This window comes from Nocardioides luteus (genome assembly GCF_000960475.2).
In the GTDB taxonomy this organism is placed as follows: Bacteria; Actinomycetota; Actinomycetes; order Propionibacteriales; family Nocardioidaceae; genus Nocardioides; species Nocardioides luteus_A.
Window position 1 is genome coordinate 12575 of the sequence record NZ_JZDQ02000042.1, and the last position, 23442, is coordinate 36016.

Consider the following 23442-nt stretch of genomic DNA (forward strand, 5'->3'; position numbering starts at 1 on the left):
ACGCACCGACATTTTCCGACGGTGACATCCGCGTCACTTGGACGGGCGGATGACCTTCGTACGCAGAATCTGCTCGTTGAGGCCAAGCTGGCGGTCGAGCTCCAGAACGGTCTTGGGCTCGGCGGTCAGGTTGACGACGGCGTAGATGCCCTCGGCGTTCTTGTTGACCTCGTAGGCCAGACGGCGACGTCCCCAGACGTCAACGTTCTCGACGGTGCCACCATCGTTGGTGACGACCTTCAGGAACTTGTCAAGGGTCGGGGCGACGGTGCGCTCATCGAGGCTGGGCTCGAGGATCACCATTACTTCATAGGCGCGCATAGCGTTCTCCACCTCCTACGGACTCGGCGGCCATGGTCTCTCCATGGCAGGAGGGCTGATGCGATGTCCCATCTCCATCTGTGGAAAGGGACGCGTCAGCGTATCAACCAGCCGAACCCGCGGCCGAATCCACGGCCTCGACGGTGAACGGCACCGTGATCACCGTGCCGTCGCCGAGCCGGAACTGGGCCCACAGGCGGTAGAGACCGGCCTTGGGTACGTCCAGATGCAGCCCGAGCTCGGGCCCGAAGCTCGCTCCGGGGACCGCCAGCTCGTCGCCCTCGGCGTGCCCGTGGATGAAGGTCGCGCCGTCCGCGCTCATGACCACGACATGGCCGGCCGCACCGAGGTAGGGCTGTAGATCGTCGACAATCTTCCCGGTGCTGTCCTCGAACCGGAAGTGCAGGTCGCTCTGCTGGTCGGCGACGAGCGAGCCCTCCAGCGCGACGGTGAGATTGTCGACAGTCGACGATCTCGGCGTCGGCTCGAGCGGGACGGCCGGGGGCTGCGTACCTTCGACCGTGAGCTGCTGGCGGTCGAGCACATCGGCGATGTCGGCACGCCGGCGGAACTCGGTGTCGACGCGGTAGGTCCCTCCGGCGGGGAAGGTCACGTCGGTCTCGAGCTCGCCCGGACGGCCGGTCGGCTCGGCGTGCAGGTGGCGGAACCAGGAGAGGTCCTGGCTGGTCACGATGACGTGCATCCAGGCCTGGTGGGTGCGGCCGAGGTCGGTCACCGGCTCGCCGGTCCCGGCGTCCGTCACCAGGAAGCGGAGCCCGCCCTCGCGCCGCGTGATCGCGACGTCGATGCCCGACTCTGCGGAGCTGACCGGGGCCACGTCGACCTCGTGCATCTCCGTCATCGACGGTCGCATCGGGCTCATCCCCTGCGCCCAGGCGAGGATGCCGTTCATGCCACGCTGCGCGGGCTCGGTGCGCGACAGGTAGGTCAGCGCGGCCCCGATCGAGAGCGCGATCACGGCCGTGACCAGGAGATATCCACCGTCGCGGGCCTTGGTGACCAAGCCACGGCCGGCGTACGCCTCCGGGGTCTCCGGCCGGCGGAAACCTCGCAGGCGCAGCGCGTTGGTGACGACGCTGACCGAGCTCATCGCCATCGCGGCGCCGGCGAGGACCGGGTCGAGGAGGGCGAGCGCGGCGACGGGGATGAGGAGCACGTTGTAGGCGAACGCCCAGAACAGGCCCTGCTTGATCGTCGCGACCGTACGGCGGGAGAGCGCCAGCGCGGTCACCACGCCACGAAGGTCACCACCGACCAGGGTGATGTCGGAGGCGGCCAGGGCGACGTCGGTGCCGGTGCCGATCGCGATCCCGACGTCGGCCTGGGCCAGCGCCGGGGCATCGTTGATCCCGTCGCCGACCATCGCGACGACCTTGCCCTCATCCTGCAGCCGCTGGATCCGGGCGAGCTTCTGCTCGGGCAGGAGGCCGCCGGCGGCGTGGCGTACGCCGATCTCGTCGGCCACCTTCGCCACCGTCGCGGCCGCGTCGCCGCTGAGGATGTGCACCTCGACGCCCGACTCCTCCAGCAGGCGGACCGTCTCCTTCGCCTCGTCGCGGATCTGGTCCTCGACCCGGATCGACCCGGCGTACGCCCCGTCGACCGCGACCAGGACCGACCCGTTGTCGGCGGCGTCGATGCCGTCCTCGGCCAGCATCGCCGAGTTGCCGACGACGACGCGCTGCCCGTCGACGACCGCGCTGATCCCGCGACCCGGGTGAGTCTCGAACGCCGAGACGTCAGGCGCGCTGGCCGAGACGTCGCCAGATGACGCCTCGACCGACGTACGTGACGCCTCGGCCAGCGCCGCCGACTTCTCGGCCGACGCGGGTGACTTCTCGACGAAGGACCGGAGGGCGGTGGCGAGGGGGTGGTCGCTGCCGGTCTCGGCGGCGGCGGCGATGCGGACGAGCTGGTCCGCCGTCCACCCGGCAGCAGGCACGACCTCGGAGACCTCGGGCTTGCCGTGGGTGATCGTGCCGGTCTTGTCGAAGACGATGGCGGTGACCGAGCGGGCGCGCTCGAGGGTCTCGCCCGAGCCGACCAGCACGCCGAGCTCGGCGGCGCGACCGGCGCCCACCATGACCGCGGCGGGCGTGGCCAGGCCGAGGGCACAGGGGCAGGCGATGATGAGGACCGCGATCGCGGCGGTCACGGCGCTGGTGAGCCGCTCGGCATCGGGCCCGAGGACCAGCCAGCCGACGAAGGTCAGCGCGGCGACCACCAGGACGGCGGGCACGAACACCTCGGAGACCCGGTCGGCCAGGCGCTGCAGCTTGGTGCCGGAGCCCTGGGCGGACTCGACCATCGCGATGATCTGCGCCAGCGTGGTCTCGGAGCCGACCGCGGTCGCCTCGATCTCGAACGAGCCGGTCTGGTTGATCGTGGCGCCGATGACGATGTCGCCCTCGGCCTTCCGCACGGGATCGCTCTCGCCGGTGAGCATGGACTCGTCCACGTAGGACGCCCCGGCGACGACGCGGCCGTCGACCGGGATCTTCTCCCCGGCACGCACCCGGATCCGGTCGTTGACCCGCAGGTTCGCCACCGGGACCGTGACGTCGCGACCGTTGCGGACGACCGTGGCCGTCTCCGGCATCAGACCGACGAGGGCCTTGACCGCATCAGCCGTACGCGACTTGGCCCGGGCCTCCAGCCAGCGGCCCATCAGCACCAGCGCGACGATGACCAGGGCGGTCTCGAAGTAGAGGTGGAGCGGCAGGCCCCACGCCTCGGCCTGCCCCATCCACAGGGTCACGAAGGCGCTGTAGGCGAAGGCGATGCCGGTGCCGAGCGTGACCAGGGTGTTCATGTCGACGGTGCCGTGGCGCAGGCCGCGGGCCGCCGCGAGATAGATGTCCCGGCCCGCCCACCACTGGGTGACCGCGGCGACCACGAGCACGATCGACATGACCGGCTCCATCGCGTCGACGGGGAGCGGGACGTACATCAGGGCCATCAGGCCGAGCCCCACCGCCAGGGCCGTGATCCACCGCCGCTTGAGCTGGACGAGCTCTTTCTCGCGGCGTACGTCTCGATCGTCTTCGCCTACCTCGGGCTCCTGCGGATTGTCGACAGTCGACGATCGCAGGACAGCCTGATAGCCCGCCTTCTCGATGGCGGCGCTGATCTCGGCGAGGTCGGTGCGAGCGGGATCGAAGTGCACCAGCGCGGTCTCGGTGGCGAGGTTGACGTTGGCGTCCTCGACGCCCTCGACGCGGCTGATGGCCTTGGTGACGCGGCGCACGCAGCTCGCGCAGGTCATGCCCTCGATCTCGAGCTGCTGCTCCGTGGATGTGGCGGCGGTGGGGCTCATCGTGATCAGGCCAGCGAGTAGCCGGCCTCTTCGACGGCCGCGCGGATGGCGTCGTCAGAGATCGGCTCGGCGGCGGTGACGGTGACGTTGCCGGAGGCCAGGTCGACGTCGACGTTGCTCACACCGGCGATCTCGGTGACCTCCTCGGTGACGGAGGCGACGCAGTGGCCGCAGGTCATCCCGACGACGGTGAAGTTCTGGGTGCTCATGAGACTCTTCCTAGGGTTGTTGGATTGTTGACAATCAGGACCGGACGAGGCGAGCGATCGCTGCGGAGGCCTCGGCGAGCTTCTCGTCGGCCTCGGCGCCACCGTTCTGGACCGCGCCCGCGACACAGTGACCGAGGTGCTCGTCGAGCAGCCCGAGAGCGACCGCCTGGAGCGCCTTGGTGGAGGCGGAGACCTGGGTGAGGATGTCGATGCAGTAAGCCTCGTCCTCGACCATCCGCTGCAGACCGCGCACCTGACCTTCGATGCGCTTGAGGCGCTTGAGATAGGCCTCTTTGTTCTTGTTGTGGAGGTATCCGTGATCCGCGTGGCCTTCGTGCCCGGTGTGCTCGTCCATGCCGCCTACCATACCCCCGTATGGTATGAGGTCAACCCCGCAGAGATGTCGGTGCCGCGTCCTAGACTGGCCCCATGGCTGTTGCGATCGGTGCCCACGTTGACCAGACCGACCCCGTCGCCGAGGCGACCGCGCGGGGCGCGAGCCTGGTGCAGTTCTTCCTCGGCGACCCGCAGTCCTACAAGGGCCCGGTGGTGACGTACGCCGACGGCGCAGCCGCGCTCAAAGGACGCGCGGAGCAGGCCGGTGTCGATCTCTACGTCCACGCGCCCTACATCATCAACGTGGCCACGACGAACAACCGGATCCGGATCCCGAGCCGCAAGCTCCTCCAGCAGCACATGGACACCGCGGCGGAGGTCGGCGCCAAGGGCCTGATCGTCCACGGCGGTCACGTCAACAAGGACGACGACCCGGCCAAGGGCTTCGACAACTGGCGCAAGGCGATCGAGGCGACCGACATCAAGGTCCCGCTCCTGATCGAGAACACGGCCGGCGGCGACAACGCGATGGCGCGCTACCTCGACCGGATCGCCGGCGTCTGGGAGGCCATCTCCACCGCCGAGGGCGCGGAGAACGTCGGCTTCTGTCTCGACACCTGCCACGCCCACGCCGGCGGCAACCCGCTCGAGACGGTGGTGGAGGACGTCCGCAAGATCACCGGCCGCATCGACCTGGTCCACTGCAACGACTCCCGCGACGAGTTCGACTCCGGAGCCGACCGCCACGCCAACTTCGGTGCCGGCCGCATCGACCCCGACCTGCTCGCCGGCGTGGTCCGCGACGCCGGCGCCCCGGTGATCTGCGAGACCCCGGGCGGCGCCGAGCAGCACGCCAGCGACTTCGCCTGGCTCCGCGAGCGGCTCTGAGCACGACATGACCCGACGACTCCGCCGGCTCGGCTTCCTCACGATCGGCCTCTTCGATCCCTCCGCACCGGCCGCCGGCCACGAGGAGACCCTGCAGATCATCGAGCTGGGCGAGGAGCTCGGCTTCGACTCGGCCTGGCTGCGTCACCGCCACCTGCAGTACGGCATCTCCTCCCCGATCGCGGTGATGGCCGCGGCCACCCAGCGCACCTCGCGGATCGAGCTCGGCACGGCCGTCACGCCGCTCGGCCTGGAGAACCCGTTCCGCCTCGCCGAGGACCTCGGCACCGTCGACGTACTCTCCGACCGCGGCAGCGGCGGCCGGATCAACCCCGGCGTCAGCGTCGGCCCGCCGATGAACTACGACGCGCTCAAGGACCACCTCTACCCCGACACCCACGACGTCGAGGACTTCACCTACACCCGCGTCGAGCGGCTCCTCCACAACCTCGAGGGCAAGCCGGTCTCGACGTTCGAGGGCACCCGCGGGATCGAGACGTTCTCACGGAGCATCCAGCCGCACTCCCCGGGCCTGCGCGAGCGGGTCTGGTACGGCGGCGGCTCCACCCGCAGCGTCACCTGGGCCGCCGAAAAGGGTCTCAATCTGCTCACCTCGAGCGTGATCGACGCCGAGGGCGAAGATTTTGCCCAGATCCAGCGCGCGCAGATCGATCTCTTCCGCTCGCTGCACCCCGCCGGCGAGGCCGCTCGCGTCTCCCAGGGCCTCGTCGTCATCCCCACCGACACGGCGACGCCGGAGCAGAAACAGAAGTACGAGACGTACGCCGCCGCCCGGCTGCCCCGCACCCGCGAGCCACAGCAGCTGGGCCCGCACAAGCGCGCCTATTTCGCCCCTGACCTGGTCGGAAGCAGCGAACAGCTGGCCGAGCAGCTCAGCAACCACGCGGGCTTCCAGGCGGTCGACGAGGTGGCTTTCGCACTGCCGTTCACGTTCGGCCACGACGACTACGTCCAGATCCTCACCGACATGGCGACGAGGCTCGGACCGATGCTCGGGTGGTCACCGGGACGCGCGGGAAGCTGAGACAAGAGCCCGCTGAGAGATCCCTGAAGAATCGGCGAGAAGGACCACCCAGCGGGACCGTCAGCTATGACCCATCAGGGCCATTGACATAGGCTTTTTCAAATGAGCTCGAACTGGCGCGCCGATGTTCAAGGTCTCCGTGCCGTCGCTGTCGGTCTGGTGATCGCAGGACACGCGGGACTATCCGGGTTCGAGGGTGGGTTCGTCGGAGTCGACGTCTTCTTCGTCCTCTCCGGGTTCCTGATCACCACCCTGCTGCTGCGTGAGACCGACCGCAGCGGCACAGTCAGCATCAGCCAGTTCTACGCCAGACGCGCCCGTCGGATCCTGCCCGCGGCGACCGCGACGATGCTCGTCGTACTCACCTACAGCGCGATCGTCCTGCCCCAGACGCGCACCGACCAGATCGCGAGTGACGCGGGCTGGGCCGCTGTCTTCCTGGCCAACGTCCACTTCGCCAAGGAAGCCGTCGACTACTTCCACAGCGCCGCGCCGTCGCCGTTCCAGCACTACTGGTCGCTCTCGGTCGAGGAGCAGTTCTACGTCGTCTGGCCGCTGCTGGTGCTCGCCGTCGCGCTGTGGATCCCGAAGCACCACCGCCGTCGGGCGATCACCGCGGTCGCCACACTCGTCGCCGTGGTCAGCCTCGCCTGGTCGCTGCACGCGACCGCCACCGACCCGACGACGGCCTACTTCTCCACCCCGGCCCGCGCCTTCGAGCTCGCCGCCGGCGCCCTGCTGGCCTGCCTCGCGGGACGGGTGCAGGTCGCGACGACCTCGACCAGGGTCGGACGCATCGGCGCGGCAGCCCTCGGCGTCGTCGGCGTCGGCACCCTCGTCTACGCCACCGCGAGCTTCAGCGAGGAGACCCACTTCCCGGGCTGGCACGCCCTCGTCCCGGTGCTCGCCACGGTCGCGCTCCTGGTCGCCGGCCCCGCCACCCCGACCGGCTGGCTGCTCTCGAAGCAGCCGCTGCGCTACCTGGGTGACATCTCGTTCAGCCTCTATCTGTGGCACTGGCCGATCCTGATCCTCGCCCCGGAGGCGATCCCCGGCGGCGGCGTCCGCCAGCTGCTGATCATGCTGGCGCTCATTCTCGCCGCCTCCGCGGCCAGCTACCACTGGATCGAGATGCCCTTCCAGCGCCACAAGATCCCGCATCTCACCAAGGGCCGCCGCGCCCTCGCCCTCTGGCCGGCCGCCGCTGCCCTCGCCCTGGTCGCGGGCACGAGCTCCCAGGCGTACGCCGGCTATCAGGTCGACGTCGCCAAGGCGAACGCCGAGGAGTGGTTCAAGGACAACCCCGACGTCCTCGACACCGACGACAAGCCGGTCACGGGCGTCCTGAAGACGACCGTCAAGGCCGCCGAAGAAGGCGCCCCGCTGCCGCCGGAGGTCGAGTTCGACGCCACCGACTCGTGGGCCGAGCGTGGCGGCTACTGCTACGCGGGCTACGGCGAGACCAAGCTCGACGGCGACTGCGTCTACGGCGACGGCAAGGCCAAGCGCACCGTCGCCGTCGTCGGCGACTCCCACATCGGGATGTGGCTGCCCGCCCTCGACACCCTCGCCGAGCGCCAGCACGTGAAGCTGGTCCCGTTCGTGAAGCTCGCGTGCGCTGCGTACGGGGTGAAGCAGAAGTCCTCGAAGATGACCGTCGAGGAGTGCGAGGACTTCCGCAAGTGGACCAATGAGCAGATCACCAAGCTCAAGCCGGACACGATCGTCGTCGGCGCCCGCGGCATGCTCGACATGGAGGAGCGCGACGGCGTCTCGACCGAGGAGCAGTGGCGAGAGGGCGTACGCGAGGGCGTCGACGACTTCGAGAAGATCACCCCCGACGTACGCGTCTTCGCCGATGTCCCCTCCGTAGACCACGATCCCGGCGAGTGTCTCTCCGACGCCCGCAACCTCCTCGAGGACTGCGTCGTGAAGGCCGACGGAACCGAGGTCGACTCCAACGAGGTGACCCAGGAGGCGCTCGCGGGCACCGAGGCCGCGTACGTCGACATCGTCGACCTGGTCTGCACCGAACGCTGCCCGCTCGTCGTCGGCGACGTCGTCACCTACTACGACGACTCCCACATCACCGCGACCTGGGTCGACCGGGTCACCCCGGCGCTCGGCAAGCGCCTCGGCCGCCTGGACCGTTCCGCGTAGAACACATTCCAGTTCTGCGCTCGTCGACCATTGCCGTGGCGGCGTCGGCGCGGAAGAATCGAAGGTCGCCGGGCGGGGCAGTCAATCCCCTCACCGCCCCGCCCGGCCCACGTCCCGGGGCCTGATGCCGGTGGTCGAGCTTGTCGAGACCCCCGGCCCGCCCGTGGGTTGGGCATCCCCCTCTTGCCCAACCCACGTTGCGGCCCCGAAACCGCCTGCCTCCCCCAAGGCGGCGGCGCCAGCGTCCGAACCGAATTCCCCCGAATCTCGGTCCGGACAGCCCCAAGGAGTACGCGGCGGACCGCCTGATACACGGTCCTGAAGATTTCTTGCCGACTCCCTGCGGCCCCTCTCTCGGCACTCCGGACGCCCGGAACGAGTTGTCTCGTTCCCCTCACGGACGCCGAACGACGCCACTACGCTCTTTCGCATGCCCGGGCCCGGAATGCTCACGCTGATGGTGCTTCCTGCGGTCATCGGTCTCGTCATCGTTGCCCGACCGAACATCGCGACCTCGCTGACCAGCCTGCGCGGAAAGTGGCTGATCGTTCTCGCAGCTGCGCTCCAATTCACTCAGTACGAGGGGTGGTGGCCCCAGTCGATCCCCGAGGCGAACCAACACAGGTTGTCTGCGGTCTTGGTCCTGGCCATCGCAATGACGTTCTGTTGGCTGAACCGGTCGCTTTCATCCCGTCGTGCAGGCATGTGGGCATTGCCGCTCATTGTCCTGGGAACCGCGTCGAACTCAATCCCCATCGCCGTCCTTGGCGCTATGCCCTACAGCCTGTCCGGTGCACGAGCGGCTGGCTACTCCAGTGCGGAGTTGGCGACTGACGCGCCTGGGTACGTCCGGCTAGATGACGTCTCCCATCTCTGGATCCCGCTCGCTGACCTCATTCCGATTCCAGTGCTGATGAAGGTCCTCAGCATCGGCGACTTGCTTCTGTTCACTGGCCTTGCCCTGCTGATCGTCGCCTGCTACCGCTCCGAAACTCCAACCTCTGCCGACACTGACGCTTTGAACGACAGGTCGGTCCAGTCGTCGGCGTAGCCACGCCGATTCGCGCCTCTACCCCACGAGAGGAGGAAACCACCGATGTCGATGAACGATCTGAAGGCACGCGCATACCTTGCGGCGACCACCACGGTCACCACAGCGTTGGCCATCTACGCGTTTGCAGCGCCGCACAACAGGCCGACATGAGCAGCGGTTAGGTGGGTGAGGACCTGACAGGGTCCTCACCCACACCGCTGAACGAGGCCCCTACGAGAAACAGACGAATGGGGCCGGCGGAGCGTCCGTGGTTGCGGCGGGGAGGGACTCGGCGAGGGCTTCGGCGGGCGCCAAACCCTTCGCGAGGGCGCCGTGGAGGCGACTGAACACCTCGTACGCAGCCTCGTCCGCGACCACGGCTGGCGAGGCGATCACGGCGCGGGCGCCGGCGTGGAGCCAGGCGCCGACCAGGCCGATCAGCTCCTCGCCCCAGCGGATGGTCGATCGTCCGACCTCGCAGGCGGAGAGGAGCACAACGTCGGGGACGGCGGAGAGGCCGTCGATGTCGTAGCCGTACCAGGTCCCGTCGGTGAGCTCGAGCCCGGAGAAGAGTGGGTTGTCGGCGGAGTGGTGGCCGTGGGCGGCCAGGTGGAGTACGTCGACCTCGGCCGCCAGGGCGGAGACGGCTGCCGCGGTGGCGTCGCTGCCGGTGAGCAGGCGCGCGCCGGACCAGGCGGTGGCGCTCTTGGCCACCTCGTCAGCGGCTCGCATGACTCGGGGCCCCGCGACGAACCCGGCGGATGCGGTGCGCAGCGGGGTGTCGGCACGGCTCAGCCAGGCGGTGGCGCTCTGAGCGACCGTCACCGGTCGCCCGGTGAAGCCCGACAACAGCGTCCACGGAACCGCGGCCAAGACGGCCGATGGGGTCAGGACGACCGGCCGGTCGCCGATCTGCTCGAGAATCGGCGCGACGAGCAGGTCGGAGAGCTGCTGGAGCCGGACGGTCAGGTCACTGCGAACGGCCACACCCAGTGGACCCGGGAGATCGGTCGCGGCGACGTCGAGGTCCGGCAGCAGGCCGCCCAGGAGCGATCGGAGCGCGGCCTGGTCACCGAGGTCGACCCGGGTCGCGGTGTCGTCCGTCGCGACGACGGCGACCAGGCGGCCGGCCGCGACGACGTAGGCGACCAGTGCATGGCCACCGATGCGTTCATGCAGGTCAGGCAGGGAGATAGGGTCCGAGACCTGGCCGGATCCCTTCACCCGCCAGGCACGCTGCCGGATCTGCTCACGCAGCTCGGCCTCCCGCTCGGGCGTCACCTCGCCGCGGAGCTCGGCCAGGTCGGCGGCGAGCTGCGGATCGGACGGTGGCCGCACCGGCTGGACCCGTGACGCCAGCATCCGTGACCGCTCCGACCACTCGAAGAGCACGTCGGTCTCCCCAGACTCGACCGCCAGCTCCAGACCGCGCCGGGCCAGGGTGCGGCCGTGGCCGGAGACATTGGTCTGCAGGTCCAGGCTGCCGAACGAGCTCTGCCACAGATGGAAGTCATCGAGCCCCGACCGGAGCTCACGGAGTCCGGCGACGGTTCGGCCGGCCGCCACCGCCAGCTCGGCCCGGAGCTCACGCTCCAGCAGGCGAACATCGATGGGAGCCTCGGCCGGGACCGGACCGAGGATCCCGCCGCTCGCCGGTCGCGCCGGAAGCCCGGCGCTCTCAGCCGAACGGATACGCGCCAGCCGGGCCTGCATGCGTACGCGAAGAGCTGGCCAGCTCAAGCCCTGCTCCTCGAGCGGGCCGGCCAGCGCTTCGCCGTTCTCGCTCGGATCTCGGCCTGCGGTCACGGCTGCCTCGAACGCCACCGCCCTCGCCCGCAGCGCCAGCCCTGTCGCCCGCGCCTCCTCGAACCAGTTGAGCGCCGAGCGGGCCACCCGCTCCGCTTCGACCGGATCGGTCGCGACCAGATGCGACGCCAGCACCAGTTCGGCCTCCCCCTGCCGCTGGCGTTGCTTCTTCGATCCGTACGCCTCTGCCGCCTGTCGCAGCATCTCGCCTCCCTGCCGCGTCAGGCCCGCCGCCATCAGCACCTCGGCCCGATCGGCGTCGCACACAGCCTTCAGGAGTGGTCCGGCCGCAGCCTGAACGTCATAGCACGACTCCATCAGCGCGAGTGCGCCAACCAAGTCCCCCGCCAGGAAGAACGCATAGGCCCGGTTGTGGTCCGACTGCGCCGCCGACACCTCGTCGGCAGCTTCGCGGTAGCCGATCGCCGCCAACTCGAACTCATGCGCTGCGAGAGCCGGCTCGTGCTGATCGAGATAGACGGTCCCACGGTTGTTATGCGCTTTGGCGAGTTTGGCCGGCTGTCCTTGTAGGGCATCGATCGCCTGCCCGAACGTTTCCAACGCCTCATTGGCGCGCCCGGCCCGCCTGAGCAGCGTCGCGCGTTGCTGCAGCAGGGCGCCGCGAGTTGCGAGGGAGAGTTCGGATCCACCCAGCGCACGATCCAGCCGATCCAGGGCATGCTCTAGGTCCGACTCATCCGCAGCGAGAAACGCCATGGATGACTCGATCCGCGCCGCGAGGTCGGGATCATCTGCGAGCGCTTGTGCCCTTCGGAGCAGTTCTTGTGCCTCTGTGAGATCGCCAGCGTTGAGCGCGGCCACCCCGAGACGATGTAGCTCCTCGGGCGGTTCTTCCCCCCGCGGCATCACGATCAGCGCCTCAGACTCGTCAACTCTTCGAGTGCGGCCCAAGCACGCTTAACGTCGTCTTCCGTGGAACCCGGTGCACCGTTTCCGAAGATGTGTTGAGCGATACGCCCAGCCATCAGCGGCGCGGCGAAAGACGTCCCGCTCCAGAGTCCGAACCCGCTGCTGAAGTCATCGGGATCGAGGCTAGATCGGCGTCGTCCCATGAACTCGGTCAGTTGGGCCGGCTGGTAACCCCCATTGAACGCAACGGGGAAGGTGCTCACAACGCCAGCTCCGACCTCGTGTGCTCGTACCCATGGTCCGGCATTGCTGAAGATCGCGTCCGTGCCGTTGGGATTCAGTGCCCCGACCGAGACGATCGGCAACTCACCTTGCCGTACGGGCACTGGGCCCTGCCCATCCGTCCAGGGGGCAAATGCCGCAGGGAAGGCGGGGCGAGAGGTGGCATCGTTCCCAGCTCCGCAGACCACGACCGTTCCGTTTGCCGAGAGGTCCGCCAGGATGTCGTACAGCGTCCCGTCGAACAGCTCGTCGGCCGGAGTCTCGTGGTAGTAGCTGATCGACAGGCTGAGCACGTCGATTCGCCGTCCGCGTGGATCACCGTCCCGATACAGACGGACGAGCTCCGCGATCTGCGCGAGGGCCGTGATCCAGTCCGTTTCGGTCACGGGACCGTCCGGTGGCACGATTCGCCAGGAATAGATGTCCGCATCCGGGCACGCTTGGTGAACGAGGCCAGCGATGAATGTGCCATGTCCAGCTACAGGGTCGATCAACCCGTCCAGACGACCTACCTGATCCCCGTCGACCTCCGAGTTCGGGACCTCGCTACCCCAACCGACCTGGTGGTCGCCGAGGCGTACGTCGCGCTGGACGAAGTCGAGCCACGGATGATGGCCGCATCCGGTGTCCAGGATCGCAACCACCGGTCGCGTCCGGTCACCAAGTTCCTGGTCGGAGCGTCGATGGGGCCGCGCCCCGACGAAGGCAACGGGTTGCCGACCGCCAGTTCCCAACGGGTCGTAACCAGTTCCGGCGTCCGCCTGGTTGTGCGGGTCTGGCTGGTTGTGCGGGTCTGGCTGGTTGTGCGGGTCCGGCTGGTTGTGCGGGTCCGGCTGGTTATGCGGGTCTGGCTGGTTGTGCGGCGCCGGAACCAACACGTGCTCAAGGCTTACGCCGCGAACATTCTCCAGACCCTCGGCCCGCAGGTACTGCAGGACGGTCCAAGCGTCGGGGGCCTGTGATGCCTTGCCTGGCCGAACCCCGAGCCGCACGCGGCGTACACCAAAGCGGAGGTCGACGGCACACTCGCGCTCATCCTCCGCGATGGCACGCCAGCCAAATCCCTTAGCGGCCTTCTCGATGCGGTCGAAAGTGTCGTCGAAATCGACCGACTTGGAGACGAGCAGGACGGCGGAGGAGTAGATCGTCGGACGAGCGTTGACGCCGTCAACGACCACTGCATTGGTGGGGTCGAGGACCCGCGCGTCGGTCGATCCGTATGCCACCGACAACCGGGGCTCACTCTTGGGATGCACTGTTACTCCTGGATCAGATCTCGAACGTGGGGGTCAGGAAGGCGGCGGAGCCGTCGGCGGGCTCGAAGCGGCCCGAGGCGCCGAGGGTGACGGCGACGATCGGCGTACGGACTTCGTCGGCGCGGATGGCGCGGACGGTCATGGGTGAACCGGGGACGACCCAGCCGTCGAGGCGGGCCGTGGTGTCGGTGTCGGAGGCGACACGGACGAGGACGTCGACTCCGGACTGCGCGAAGCGCAGGGTGTAGGCGGAGCGGGCGGAGGCGGGGGCGGCGGAGCGGACTCCGGCGGCCTCGGACGACGACTCCACCAGGAGCATCAGCTCGAGGTCGAGCCCGAGGCCGGACTCCTCGGCGGCGCCGGCCGCGGCCGCCTGCATCCGGGAGATCAGTCCGCCTGGGACCGGATCACCGGCGACGTACGCCTGCCGGACCAGACCCAACAACTCTTCGCGCGAGGGTTCCTCCGAGCGACCCATCACGACACCCCTTCTTGTCGAAGTGCATCCCGCAGCTTCCCGAGACAGCGACCGCGGGTGGGGCCGATGCTGCCGATGGGCATCTCGAGCTCTTCGGCCAGACCGGCATAGTCGGGCCGGTCGGAGAAGGCGACCACGCGCAGCAGCCGCCGGCACCGCTCCGGGAGCGACTCCACGGCCGCCCACAGGAGCGAGTTGCGGTCGCCCTCGACGACGAGGGACTCGGCCGAGCGCTGGGTCGGGACGCGGGACTCGAGCGCCTCGTCCTCCACAGGTACGTCACGCCCGGACCGCTTCGCGACCCGCCAGGCCTCACGGCGCGTGGTCAGGGTGAGCCAGGCGCCGACGGCTGCGGTGTCGAGGATCGAGGAGTGCTTGCGTACGAACGTGAGCCAGGTGTTCTGGACGACGTCCTCCGCCTGCTCCTGGGTGAGCCGGTAGGAGCGGGCGACCTGCCACAGGACGGGTGTCATCGTCGCGACCAGCTCGTCGAGGGCGGCGGAGTCGCCGCTGAGCCAGCGGTCGAAGTCGGCCGTGGCCCGGGACCACACGGTCACGGGTGCGTCGGCGTGGCCGATCCCGCGTCGTACCCGTGTCACAGTCCCCTCCTCGACCGGCGGCCTCCGGTTCGGCATGGAGCCGGTGGGGGGCCAGATGACACGCGGGCGCGCCATCGTGGTGGTCATAGTTGCTGTCACGGCTCCAAGGAGGCCCGGGCCCCAAGCCGTGATACATCTGGTCGCTGACAATAGCGTCTCAGCGGCTCGGACTCACTAGGTGAGCGAGGGAACTCATCAGATTAGGGTCGTCTCGACAAGCTCGACGCAACGCCCGACAAGCTCGACCACCGGGGCGACGGGTAGCCTTCTGCGGGTGAGTCTCACCGTGCGCCCCATCACCGCTGCGGAGCATCTCGCCTTCATCGAGAAGCAACCCAGCGTGAGCTTCCTCCAGACCCCGTCGTGGGCGCGGGTCAAGACCGAGTGGCGCTCGGAGTCGATCGGCTGGTTCGACAGCCTGCAGGGCGGTGCCCTCGTCGGCGCCGCGCTGGTGCTGCACCGGCCGGTACCGAAGCTGGAGCGGTTCACCCTCGCCTACCTGCCCGAGGGTCCGAGCATCGACTGGTCGGGCGATCTGGCTCCGTGGCTGCAGCCGCTGGCGGCGTACCTGAAGAAGAACCACGCCTTCGGCATCCGGATCGGGCCGCCGGTCACGACCGCCACCTGGAGCGCGGCGCAGGTCAAGGACGGCATCGCCGACGACACCGTCCAGCGGCTCAACCAGCTCACCCCGACCCACCGCGACGCCACCGGCGCCCGTGTCGTCTCGCAGCTGCGGGCGGCGGGCTGGCGGCTCCAGTCCCCCGAGGACGGTTTCGGCGCGGGGCAGCCGCAGTACAACTTCGTCATCCCGCTGGCCCACGAGGACGGCACCCCGAAGACCGAGGACGAGGTCCTCAAGGGGATGAACCAGCTCTGGCGCCGCAACATCAAGAAGTCCGCCAAGATGGGCGTCGAGGTCTCCGTCGCGACCCCGGCCAAGCCCGCCGGCGGCGAGTTCGACGCGGACCTGAGCGCGTTCCACGACCTCTACGTCCACACCGCCGAGCGCGACCACTTCACCCCGCGACGCCGCGACTACTTCAAGACCATGTTCGCGGCGATGTCGGCCGAGGACCCCGACCGGATCAAGCTCTTCATCGCCCGTCACGAGGGCGACGTGGTCGCGGCCACGATCATGGTCCGGGTGGGTCAGTACGCCTGGTACTCCTACGGTGCCTCCTCCACCGAGAAGCGAGACGTACGTGGCTCCAACGCCCTCCAGTGGGCGATGATCCAGGACGCCATGGCCGCCGGCGCGACCACCTACGACCTGCGCGGCATCACGCCGACGCTCTCCACCGACGACTCCCACGTGGGGCTGATCCAGTTCAAGGTCGGCACCGGGGGCCAGGCGGTGGAGTACGCCGGGGAGTGGGACCTGCCGCTGAACAAGCCGATCTACACGGCCTTCGATGTCTACATGAAGAGGCGCTAATGCCACTGAAATTGACCGTTGACGCCGATCGCTGGCGCAAGCACGTCCAGACCTTCGCCGAGGCGACCCCCGGCCTCGTCCCGGTCGCGAAGGGCAACGGCTACGGCCTCACCCTGCGCAAGCTCGCCCACCAGACCGAGTGGCTCACCGGCCTCGGCACCGGCGTCGACACGCTCGCGGTGGGCACCTACAACGAGGTGTGGGAGGTCGCGACCCGGTTCAGCGGATCGATCTACGTCCTCACCCCGTGGCGGCCCTACTCGCCGGAGATCAACCCGGAGATCGCCGACCGGATCATCCACACCATCAGCCGCCCCGAGGACCTGCCGCTGCTGCTGGAGCGCCAGCCGAACGCGCGGGTGATCGTGGAGCTGGTCACCTCGATGCGCCGTCACGGGATGACGCCGAGCGACCTGTGGCCGACCGCCGCGATCGCCCGCGAGCACGCGCGCTTCGAAGGCATCACCATGCACTTCGGCCTCGACGGCGGCTCGCTGGCCGAGGTACGCGCCCAGATGGACGCCGTCGTCGGCGCCGAGGCGAAGACGGTGTGGGTTTCCCACCTGAGCGCCAACGAGCTGGCCCAGCTGCGCGCCTCCTACGGCGACATCACCTTCCGTCCCCGGGTCGGCACCGCCCTGTGGCTCGGTGACCGTGGCGCGCTCCACGTGACCGCGACGGTCGAGGACGTGCACCCCCTCGAGCGGGGCTACTCCTACGGCTACCGCGGCCGCACCGCGCTGCGCGCCGGTCACCTGGTGGTCGCCTCCGGCGGCACCGCACACGGCATCGGGCTCGAGGCGCCGCTGGGCGACACCCACCTGCGCTCCCGCGCCCTCGCGGTCGCCCGCGGCGGGCTCGACGCCATGGGGCAGTCCCGCTCGCCGTACACGCTCGACGGCAAGGCGCTCTGGTTCGCCGAGCCGCCGCACATGCAGGAGTCGATGCTCACCCTTCCCTCCGGCGCGCGTGTGCCCGAGGTCGGCGAGGAGCTCGAGGTGCGGGTGCGCTACACCGCGACCTCGTTCGACGAGATCATCCTGGACTCCTGACCCTCCGTAGCGGGCTCGGCCTCGGACTCGATGGTCGCCTCGGTCCACCGGACCGGGTCGCGCCACGGCTCGTAGATCTCCCGGACGACAACCACGATCAGATAGATCTCGGCGGCGACCCGCGCGAGGATCGCGAACCAGTAGACCGGCTGGTCACCACCGCTGCTGGCCAGGATGTCGGCGAGATACCACCAGACCGCGACGAAGTAGAAGAGCTCACCGGCCTGCCAGATGAGCTGGTCGCGCCAGCGCGGCACGGCGAGGACCGCCAGCGGCAGCAGCCACAGGACGTACTGCGGTGAGTACACCTTGTTGACCAGCAGGAACCCGGCGACGATCAGGAAGCCCAGCTGCGCCAGCCGCGGCGTCTCACGGGCGGTCAGCCCGATGATGAGTACGCCGCTGCACCAGGCGATGAAGAAGGCCCAGGAGACGAGGTTGACCGTCTGCGCCGAGATGGTCGCGTCCGTGGCCTGCTGGACCACGAGCCACAGCGAGCCGAGGTCGGGGCCGCGCTCGGAGTTGAAGCTCCAGAAGACCTTCCACTGCTCCGAACCGGTGGCCATCGCCGGCAGGTTGGCGAGCACCCAGGCGAGCACCGTCGACAGGGCGGCGACCGCCAGGTCGTAGTAGCGGCGGCGCCGGATGCAGATCACCACCAGCCCGCCGAGCAGGAAGAGCGGATAGAGCTTGGTCGCGCAGCCGAGCCCGATCAGGATGCCGGTCAGCAGCGGCCGGTCCCGCGACCATGCCCACAGGGCACCGGCCACGAGGACCACGGCCAGCATGTCCCAGTTGATGATCCCGGTCGCCGCCAGTACCGGGGCGAGCGCGAACGCGGCCGCGTCCCAGGGCCGCCGGCGGTGCGTACGTGCCAGGAACCAGGCCGAGAGCAGCGCCGCGACGGCGAACCCGATCACGTTGACGATGATGAAGACCCGGATCTCGTGGAGCATGCCGGGCAGGCCCCAGAAGGTGGAGGTCTCGGCGAGATGACGTTCGTCCTCGTCGGGGGTGTCGGTCAGCCAGTCGGTGACGTACGAGGTCGCCCAGGCGTAGTAGGAGATGCCGACCGGATACTCCATCACCTGCGGATAGCGCGCCCGGACGTCGGGATCGGAGGAGTAGGGCCACTCGTGCTCGGCCAGGCCCCGGTCGACGTAGAGATAGGGCAGGTCGGAGTAGCAGAAGTGGGTGTATCTGCTCTCGCCGTTGGTCCAGGTGGCGTTGTAGCAGGTCTGCTTCGAGACCATCCCGATCGCGAAGGTGAGCGAGGTCAGCAACAGCAACAGGCCGACCGCGCTGAACCAGCGCCGTCGGCCGTGTGCGAGTCCCCCGAGAGGACCGCCCACCGCGGCGGAGGCGGTCCTGACGACCGGATCCTCCGCCGCAGGGGCGGTCACTGGACCATCTGTCACTGAGTGGTGCTCCCCGTGGTGCTGTCGTTACCGCCGCCATTATTGCCATCGGCCGGCGGCGAGGACGACTCGCAGTCGCCGAACCAGTCACACGCGGTCGCGGTGGCAGCCGGGTCCGTCGACTCCGACGGGTCAGGGGTCGTCCCGCCACCTGGGTCGCCGGCGGTCGCGCCGTCGCTCGGCGACGTGCTGGCCGACGGCTCCTCGATCGGGATGCAGAGACCCTTGCGCTCGTCCTTCTTGGAGCAGTTCTCCGACGGCGTCGGGGTCGGCGTCGGGGTCGCGGTCAGCGACGGCTCGTGACCGTCCATCGGCGCGTCGCCGTCCATCCAGGCCGGCTCGGGGAACTCCTCGAGGTCGAGGTCGTCGGTCAGCGTGCCCATGATCTCGGCCCACGTCTCCGCCGGGTAGCCGGCACCGAAGTAGGAGTCCAGCCAACCGTCCAGCTTGCCGGAGCCCTTGCCGCGGACGTACATGACGGCCGTGGCCAGCTGCGGCGTGTAGCCGGCGAACCATGCCGAGGAGACGTCGTCGTCCGCGTTGGTCGCGGTGCCGGTCTTGCCCGCGGCCGGCTGGTTGATCACACCGGCCGTCTTGCCGGTGCCGTTCTTCACGACCTGCTGCAGGGCGTAGGAGGTGTCGTCGGCGGCGTCCTCGGACATCGCCCGCTCCTCGCCGTCGCGCTGGTTCCACTCGTAGACGACCTCGCCCTCCGCGTTGACGACCTTCGAGACGAGGTGCACGGTGTTGCGTACGCCGCCGTTCGCGATGGTCGCGTAGGCGTTGGCCATGTTGATCGGGCTGATCGCCTGACGACCCAGGGTGATCAGGTAGTTCTTCGGGTCGAAGTCGATCGAGTAGGCCGGGATCGAGCGGTAGTCGGCCGGTGCGTTCTCGGCGTGCTCCTCGTCCGGCGGCAGACCGGCCTTGACCGCCATGTCGTAGACGTCCTCGCTGCCGTTGGGCAGCGCGGTCGACATCTGGACGAAGGAGGTGTTGACCGACTCCTCCATGGCCTTGATGCCGGTGATGTGCTCGCCGTAGCCGTGACCGGTGGGATCCGAGTCGCTCTGACCCGAGTTGCGGACGACCCGGTCGGTGCCGGGGATCTCCAGACCACCCTCACCGGTCCAGGTGTCCTTGAGCGAGTAGCCCGCCTCGAGAGCCGCGGCGAGGGTGAAGGGCTTCATCGTCGAACCGGCCATGCCGCCGGAGGCCGCCCAGTTGATCTGGGAGTCGAGGTAGTCCTGGCCGCCGTAGAAGCCCTTCAGCGCACCGGTCTTCACATCGACCGTGGCCGCACCGACGTGCAGCTCGTTCTCCGGGTGCTTCGCGTTGACCGCCTTCTTGTCGTCGGGACGTACGTCCTTGACGGCGTCCTCCGCGGCCTTCATGGCCTTCGCGCTGAGCGTGGTGGTGATCTTCAGCCCCTTGCTGTCGATCTCCTCCTCGGTGAAGAGAGGCTCGCCGTTCTCGTTCTTGAGCGACTTCAGCTCGTTCTTCACCAGGGTCAGGGCGTGGCCCTTCTGGCCACCGAGGCGGCTGTCGGCCTTCGGCTTGGGGAACTTGGGCAGCGCCTCCTTCGCCTTCTCCAGGGTGGCCGTGTCGTAGTCGCTGAGCGCCTTGCCCTGGCTCTTGAGGTCGGCCATGCCGTTCAGGACGTACTGATAGCGGCCCAGCAGCTCCGTGCCGCCCGAGTCCGCGCCGGCCTTCGACGGGTCGAACCCGTTCGGGTTGTTGAGGATCGCGGTGAGCGCCGCGGCCTCCTTGATGTCGAGGTCCTTGGCCTGCTTGCGGAAGTAGGCCTTCGCGGCGGCCTGGATGCCGTAGGCACCGCGGCCGAAGTAGACGGTGTTGAGGTAGCCGGTGAGGATCTCGTCCTTGGACTTCTGCCGGCTGATCTTGAGCGAGATGACCGCTTCCTTGACCTTGCGCGAGTAGGTGCGCTCCTGGGTCAGGTAGAGGTTCTTGACGTACTGCTGGGTGATCGTCGAGGCGCCGCCCTGGCTGCCGGTGGTGGCGTTGGAGAAGAGGGTGCGGGCGATGCCCTTGAGGTCGATGCCGTTGTTCTCGTAGAAGCTGCGGTCCTCGGCGGCCACGGCAGCGTCCTTCACGAGGGCGGGCATCTCGTCCGGGCGCAGCGCGTCACGGTTCTGGTCGCCCGCCTGGAAGCGGCCGACCTCCTTCTTGCCGCCGGCGTAGTAGACGAAGCTCGACTCGGCCTCGAACGCCGCGTTGGCGCTGGGGATCGAGATCATGTTGTAGGAGACGATCACCGCGGCGCTGCCGATCAAGGCGAGGACCAGCGCGCAGATGGCCGCGATCTTGGCGATCCGGACCGCCAGACCCTTCTTGTCCATGTCCGGGTCGTTGAACCGGTCCATCGCCGCACCGAAGGCGCCCTTGGGGTCACGCGGCGGGCGACCGGGGCCACCCGGCTCGGGACGCGCAGGGCGCTGGCCGAGGCGGTCGACCGGCGGCTCGCCGGGGCGACGCGGGCCCGGATAGGGCGGCCGCTGACCGGAACGAGGACCACCGGGAGGCATCGGGCGCTGGCCGCGGGGCTGACCGCCGCGCGGCTGGGGCCCGCGGGGCTGGGGACGGCCACCGGAGGGCTGACCCTGCGACTGAGGCCGGCGCGGAGCCGGCGGACGGCCGGCCGGACCACCCTGCGGTGGGCGCGGTCCGCCCTGGGGTCGTCCTTGCAGCCCACCGAGATCGGATCTACGGGGACTCGCGCTGCGGGGGCTGGGCCTTTGAGAAAAGCCGCCAGATGGGTCGCTCACGGGTGTAGCACTGCTCCTGTGACTGCCCGGCACGTGACCGGACGGGCTGACACTGACAATCCCCCGACGTCGCTGGATCCCCCGAGGAAATCCCATCAACCTGACGCGCGACGCTTGCCGAACATCTCCCCGGGTGGTTCCGCAGGTGGGTGGACGGCAGCCATCAGCGTACGCAATCGACGCTAGCGCTCCTGCATCCACGCCCAGCGCGCCCCAAGTCACCTGACGTCAACAGTTCGGTGACGGTTGCATCGAAATGCCTCTCCCAGGCGTCATCAGACAAGACTTTGGTCTCTATTTGCTGTCTCGGATATATCGGTACGATAGGTCGCATGGCACGTCGCGCAGAGACGATCGAGTTGGCAGTCCTCGGACTGCTGCACGAGTCGCCTATGCATGGCTACGAGCTGCGCAAGCGGCTCAACCTGATGCTGGGCTGGGGACGAGTGCTGTCGTACGGCTCGCTCTACCCGGCTCTGAAGAAGATGCTGCGCAAGCACCTCATCGAGGAGGTGGCGCAGACCGTCACGCCGGTGACCCGGCGTCCGCGGATCGTCTACCAGCTGACGCCTGCCGGCGAACGTGAGTTCACCCAGCTCATGTCCGAGGTCGGTCCGATGGCCTGGGAGGACGACAACTTCGACATCAGGTTCGCGTTCTTCGGTCGCACCGACATGGAGATCAGGCTCCGCGTCCTCGAGGGACGTCGCAGTCGGCTCCAGGAGCGGCTCGACCGGGTGCAACGCGAGCTTGCCATGACCCAGAAAGAGGTCGACTCCTACGCCCGCGAGCTTCAGCGTCACGGTGTCGAGTCGGTCGAGCGGGAGGTCCGATGGCTCTCCTCGCTGATCGATGCCGAGCGCAACCCCAAGCCTGCGATCAACGAGCAGGCAGCGGGTCGAGGGGATCTGGGGGATGACGATGGCGTACGCGACGAAGCGGACGTCTCGCGCACAGCGCAGAGCAGCCTAGAGAACGAGAAATGACCTTCTGACCGGTGAACCGGCCAGAAGTATGGAAGGAGCCCCGATGGGTTCGGTTCGTGTAGCAATCGCGGGAGTCGGCAACTGTGCCAGCTCCCTGGTCCAGGGTGTGGAGTACTACAAGGACGCCGACCCGGCGGGCAGTGTCCCGGGCCTGATGCACGTCACGTTCGGCGACTACCACGTCTCTGACGTCGAGTTCGTCGCTGCCTTCGACGTCGACGACAAGAAGGTCGGGAAGGACCTCTCCGAGGCGATCAACGCCTCCGAGAACAACACCATCAAGATCGCCGACGTCCCCTTCAAGGGTGTCGAGGTGCAGCGTGGCCCCACGCTCGACGGTCTGGGCAAGTACTACAAGCAGACGATCTCCGAGTCCGGCCTCGACCCCGTCGACGTCGTCTCGATCCTGCGCGAGAAGGAGGTCGACGTCCTCGTCTCCTACCTTCCCGTCGGCTCGGAGGAGGCGGACAAGTTCTACGCGCAGTGCGCGATCGACGCGGGCGTCGCCTTCGTCAACGCGCTGCCGGTCTTCATCGCCTCCGACCCGGAGTGGGCCGCGAAGTTCGAGGCCGCCGGCGTCCCGATCGTCGGTGACGACATCAAGTCGCAGGTCGGTGCCACCATCACCCACCGCGTCATGGCCAAGCTGTTCGAGGACCGCGGCGTCGCGCTGGACCGTACGTACCAGCTCAACGTCGGCGGCAACATGGACTTCAAGAACATGCTCGAGCGGGAGCGCCTGGAGTCCAAGAAGGTCTCCAAGACCCAGGCCGTCACCTCGAACCTCAAGGGCGAGCTGGCCGACAAGATCGACGACCGCAACGTGCACATCGGTCCCTCGGACTACGTGCAGTGGCTCGACGACCGCAAGTGGGCGTACGTCCGGCTCGAGGGCCGCGCGTTCGGTGACGTCCCGCTCAACCTGGAGTACAAGCTCGAGGTCTGGGACTCGCCCAACTCGGCGGGCATCATCATCGACGCCGTCCGTGCGGCCAAGATCGCCAAGGACCGCGGCATCGGCGGCCCGATCATCCCGGCCTCGGCCTACCTCATGAAGAGCCCGCCGGTTCAGATCGAGGACACCGAGGGTCGTGCGCAGCTGGAGGCGTTCATCCGCGGCGAGTGATCCTGAGCGGACCGGC

General features: G+C 68.6%; 18 protein-coding genes. 8 read left to right on the forward strand and 10 right to left on the reverse strand.

Translation table 11 applies throughout. The features are described 5' to 3' along the window. Positions 1–33 precede the first annotated feature (33 nt). The 4 genes from rpsF to UG56_RS23590 all read right to left on the reverse strand — a co-directional run bounded on the left by rpsF (position 34) and on the right by UG56_RS23590 (position 4222). Entirely contained in the window at positions 34–321 is a 288-nt protein-coding gene (rpsF, locus tag UG56_RS23575; RefSeq protein WP_008355448.1) for a 30S ribosomal protein S6, read from the reverse strand. 103 nt (positions 322–424) lie between these two features. Next, positions 425–3658: a heavy metal translocating P-type ATPase gene (locus UG56_RS23580; protein WP_045550264.1), complete on the reverse strand. Its 3234-nt coding sequence runs from the start codon at positions 3656–3658 to the stop codon at positions 425–427. A gap of 5 nt (positions 3659–3663) precedes the next feature. Beyond that, a complete protein-coding gene (locus UG56_RS23585) occupies positions 3664–3867 on the reverse strand; it encodes a heavy-metal-associated domain-containing protein (protein ID WP_008355452.1) in 204 nt (67 codons plus the stop codon). Positions 3868–3901: 34 nt separating this feature from the next. Beyond that, complete coding sequence (locus UG56_RS23590) at positions 3902–4222, reverse strand: metal-sensitive transcriptional regulator (protein ID WP_045550265.1); 321 nt, start codon at positions 4220–4222, stop codon at positions 3902–3904. A gap of 74 nt (positions 4223–4296) precedes the next feature. Between UG56_RS23590 and UG56_RS23595 the strand changes: the two genes are divergently transcribed. From UG56_RS23595 to UG56_RS23610, 4 genes are all read left to right on the forward strand, one after another. Then, positions 4297–5091, forward strand: coding sequence for a deoxyribonuclease IV (locus UG56_RS23595; protein WP_045550266.1), 795 nt, complete (start codon positions 4297–4299; stop codon positions 5089–5091). Positions 5092–5098: 7 nt separating this feature from the next. Next, the gene (locus UG56_RS23600; protein ID WP_045550267.1) at positions 5099–6136 is read left to right on the forward strand and encodes an LLM class flavin-dependent oxidoreductase; all 1038 of its coding nucleotides are present in this window, start codon (positions 5099–5101) and stop codon (positions 6134–6136) included. Between the two features lie 102 nt (positions 6137–6238). After that, positions 6239–8296, forward strand: coding sequence for an acyltransferase family protein (locus UG56_RS23605; protein ID WP_045550268.1), 2058 nt, complete (start codon positions 6239–6241; stop codon positions 8294–8296). 430 nt (positions 8297–8726) lie between these two features. Continuing rightward, complete coding sequence (locus UG56_RS23610; protein ID WP_143055165.1) at positions 8727–9347, forward strand: DUF5317 family protein; 621 nt, start codon at positions 8727–8729, stop codon at positions 9345–9347. A gap of 213 nt (positions 9348–9560) precedes the next feature. Here UG56_RS23610 and UG56_RS29075 read toward each other — a convergent pair whose 3' ends face one another. Genes UG56_RS29075 through UG56_RS23635 form a run of 4 tightly spaced genes read right to left on the reverse strand, consistent with a single transcriptional unit; the run spans position 9561 to position 14620 of the window. Next, positions 9561–11957, reverse strand: coding sequence for a CHAT domain-containing protein (locus UG56_RS29075; protein ID WP_143055166.1), 2397 nt, complete (start codon positions 11955–11957; stop codon positions 9561–9563). A 50-nt stretch (positions 11958–12007) separates the two neighbouring features. Next, positions 12008–13543: a S8 family peptidase gene (locus UG56_RS23620; protein WP_177191543.1), complete on the reverse strand. Its 1536-nt coding sequence runs from the start codon at positions 13541–13543 to the stop codon at positions 12008–12010. Positions 13544–13556: 13 nt separating this feature from the next. Beyond that, positions 13557–14021 carry a hypothetical protein gene (locus UG56_RS23630; RefSeq protein ID WP_143055167.1) on the reverse strand — a complete coding sequence of 155 codons (465 nt, stop codon included), beginning with the start codon at positions 14019–14021 and terminating at the stop codon, positions 13557–13559. Continuing rightward, the gene (locus tag UG56_RS23635; RefSeq protein WP_143055168.1) at positions 14021–14620 is read right to left on the reverse strand and encodes an RNA polymerase sigma factor; all 600 of its coding nucleotides are present in this window, start codon (positions 14618–14620) and stop codon (positions 14021–14023) included. The genes UG56_RS23630 and UG56_RS23635 overlap by 1 nt, the downstream gene beginning before the upstream one ends. 274 nt (positions 14621–14894) lie before the next feature. Between UG56_RS23635 and UG56_RS23640 the strand changes: the two genes are divergently transcribed. Continuing rightward, complete coding sequence (locus UG56_RS23640; protein WP_045551563.1) at positions 14895–16058, forward strand: lipid II:glycine glycyltransferase FemX; 1164 nt, start codon at positions 14895–14897, stop codon at positions 16056–16058. Next, positions 16058–17110: an alanine racemase gene (locus tag UG56_RS23645; RefSeq protein ID WP_045551564.1), complete on the forward strand. Its 1053-nt coding sequence runs from the start codon at positions 16058–16060 to the stop codon at positions 17108–17110. Before UG56_RS23640 ends, UG56_RS23645 begins: the two co-directional genes overlap by 1 nt. Here UG56_RS23645 and UG56_RS23650 read toward each other — a convergent pair. Beyond that, positions 17068–18513 (reverse strand): glycosyltransferase family 87 protein, encoded by a 1446-nt coding sequence (locus UG56_RS23650; RefSeq protein ID WP_256206858.1) that lies wholly within the window; start codon positions 18511–18513, stop codon positions 17068–17070. The genes UG56_RS23645 and UG56_RS23650 overlap by 43 nt on opposite strands. A gap of 11 nt (positions 18514–18524) precedes the next feature. Then, the gene (locus tag UG56_RS23655) at positions 18525–20912 is read right to left on the reverse strand and encodes a transglycosylase domain-containing protein (protein WP_256206859.1); all 2388 of its coding nucleotides are present in this window, start codon (positions 20910–20912) and stop codon (positions 18525–18527) included. 734 nt (positions 20913–21646) lie between these two features. Between UG56_RS23655 and UG56_RS23660 the strand changes: the two genes are divergently transcribed. Then, positions 21647–22300 carry a PadR family transcriptional regulator gene (locus UG56_RS23660; protein ID WP_045550687.1) on the forward strand — a complete coding sequence of 218 codons (654 nt, stop codon included), beginning with the start codon at positions 21647–21649 and terminating at the stop codon, positions 22298–22300. 43 nt (positions 22301–22343) lie between these two features. Continuing rightward, positions 22344–23426 carry an inositol-3-phosphate synthase gene (locus UG56_RS23665; protein ID WP_045550686.1) on the forward strand — a complete coding sequence of 361 codons (1083 nt, stop codon included), beginning with the start codon at positions 22344–22346 and terminating at the stop codon, positions 23424–23426. The last annotated feature ends 16 nt before the right edge of the window (positions 23427–23442 follow it).

Bases quoted from the DNA above. Each gene is read 5' to 3' on its own strand.
- UG56_RS23660 (WP_045550687.1), top strand. From the start codon at position 21,647: ATGGCACGTCGCGCAGAGACGATCGAGTTGGCAGTCCTCGGACTGCTG.
- rpsF (WP_008355448.1), bottom strand. From the start codon at position 321: ATGCGCGCCTATGAAGTAATGGTGATCCTCGAGCCCAGCCTCGATGAG.
- UG56_RS23590 (WP_045550265.1), bottom strand. From the start codon at position 4,222: ATGGACGAGCACACCGGGCACGAAGGCCACGCGGATCACGGATACCTC.
- UG56_RS23605 (WP_045550268.1), top strand. From the start codon at position 6,239: ATGAGCTCGAACTGGCGCGCCGATGTTCAAGGTCTCCGTGCCGTCGCT.
- UG56_RS23655 (WP_256206859.1), bottom strand. From the start codon at position 20,912: ATGGACCGGTTCAACGACCCGGACATGGACAAGAAGGGTCTGGCGGTC.
- UG56_RS23610 (WP_143055165.1), top strand. From the start codon at position 8,727: ATGCCCGGGCCCGGAATGCTCACGCTGATGGTGCTTCCTGCGGTCATC.
- UG56_RS23595 (WP_045550266.1), top strand. From the start codon at position 4,297: ATGGCTGTTGCGATCGGTGCCCACGTTGACCAGACCGACCCCGTCGCC.
- UG56_RS23665 (WP_045550686.1), top strand. From the start codon at position 22,344: ATGGGTTCGGTTCGTGTAGCAATCGCGGGAGTCGGCAACTGTGCCAGC.
- UG56_RS23585 (WP_008355452.1), bottom strand. From the start codon at position 3,867: ATGAGCACCCAGAACTTCACCGTCGTCGGGATGACCTGCGGCCACTGC.
- UG56_RS23645 (WP_045551564.1), top strand. From the start codon at position 16,058: ATGCCACTGAAATTGACCGTTGACGCCGATCGCTGGCGCAAGCACGTC.
- UG56_RS23600 (WP_045550267.1), top strand. From the start codon at position 5,099: ATGACCCGACGACTCCGCCGGCTCGGCTTCCTCACGATCGGCCTCTTC.
- UG56_RS23580 (WP_045550264.1), bottom strand. From the start codon at position 3,658: ATGAGCCCCACCGCCGCCACATCCACGGAGCAGCAGCTCGAGATCGAG.
- UG56_RS23630 (WP_143055167.1), bottom strand. From the start codon at position 14,021: ATGGGTCGCTCGGAGGAACCCTCGCGCGAAGAGTTGTTGGGTCTGGTC.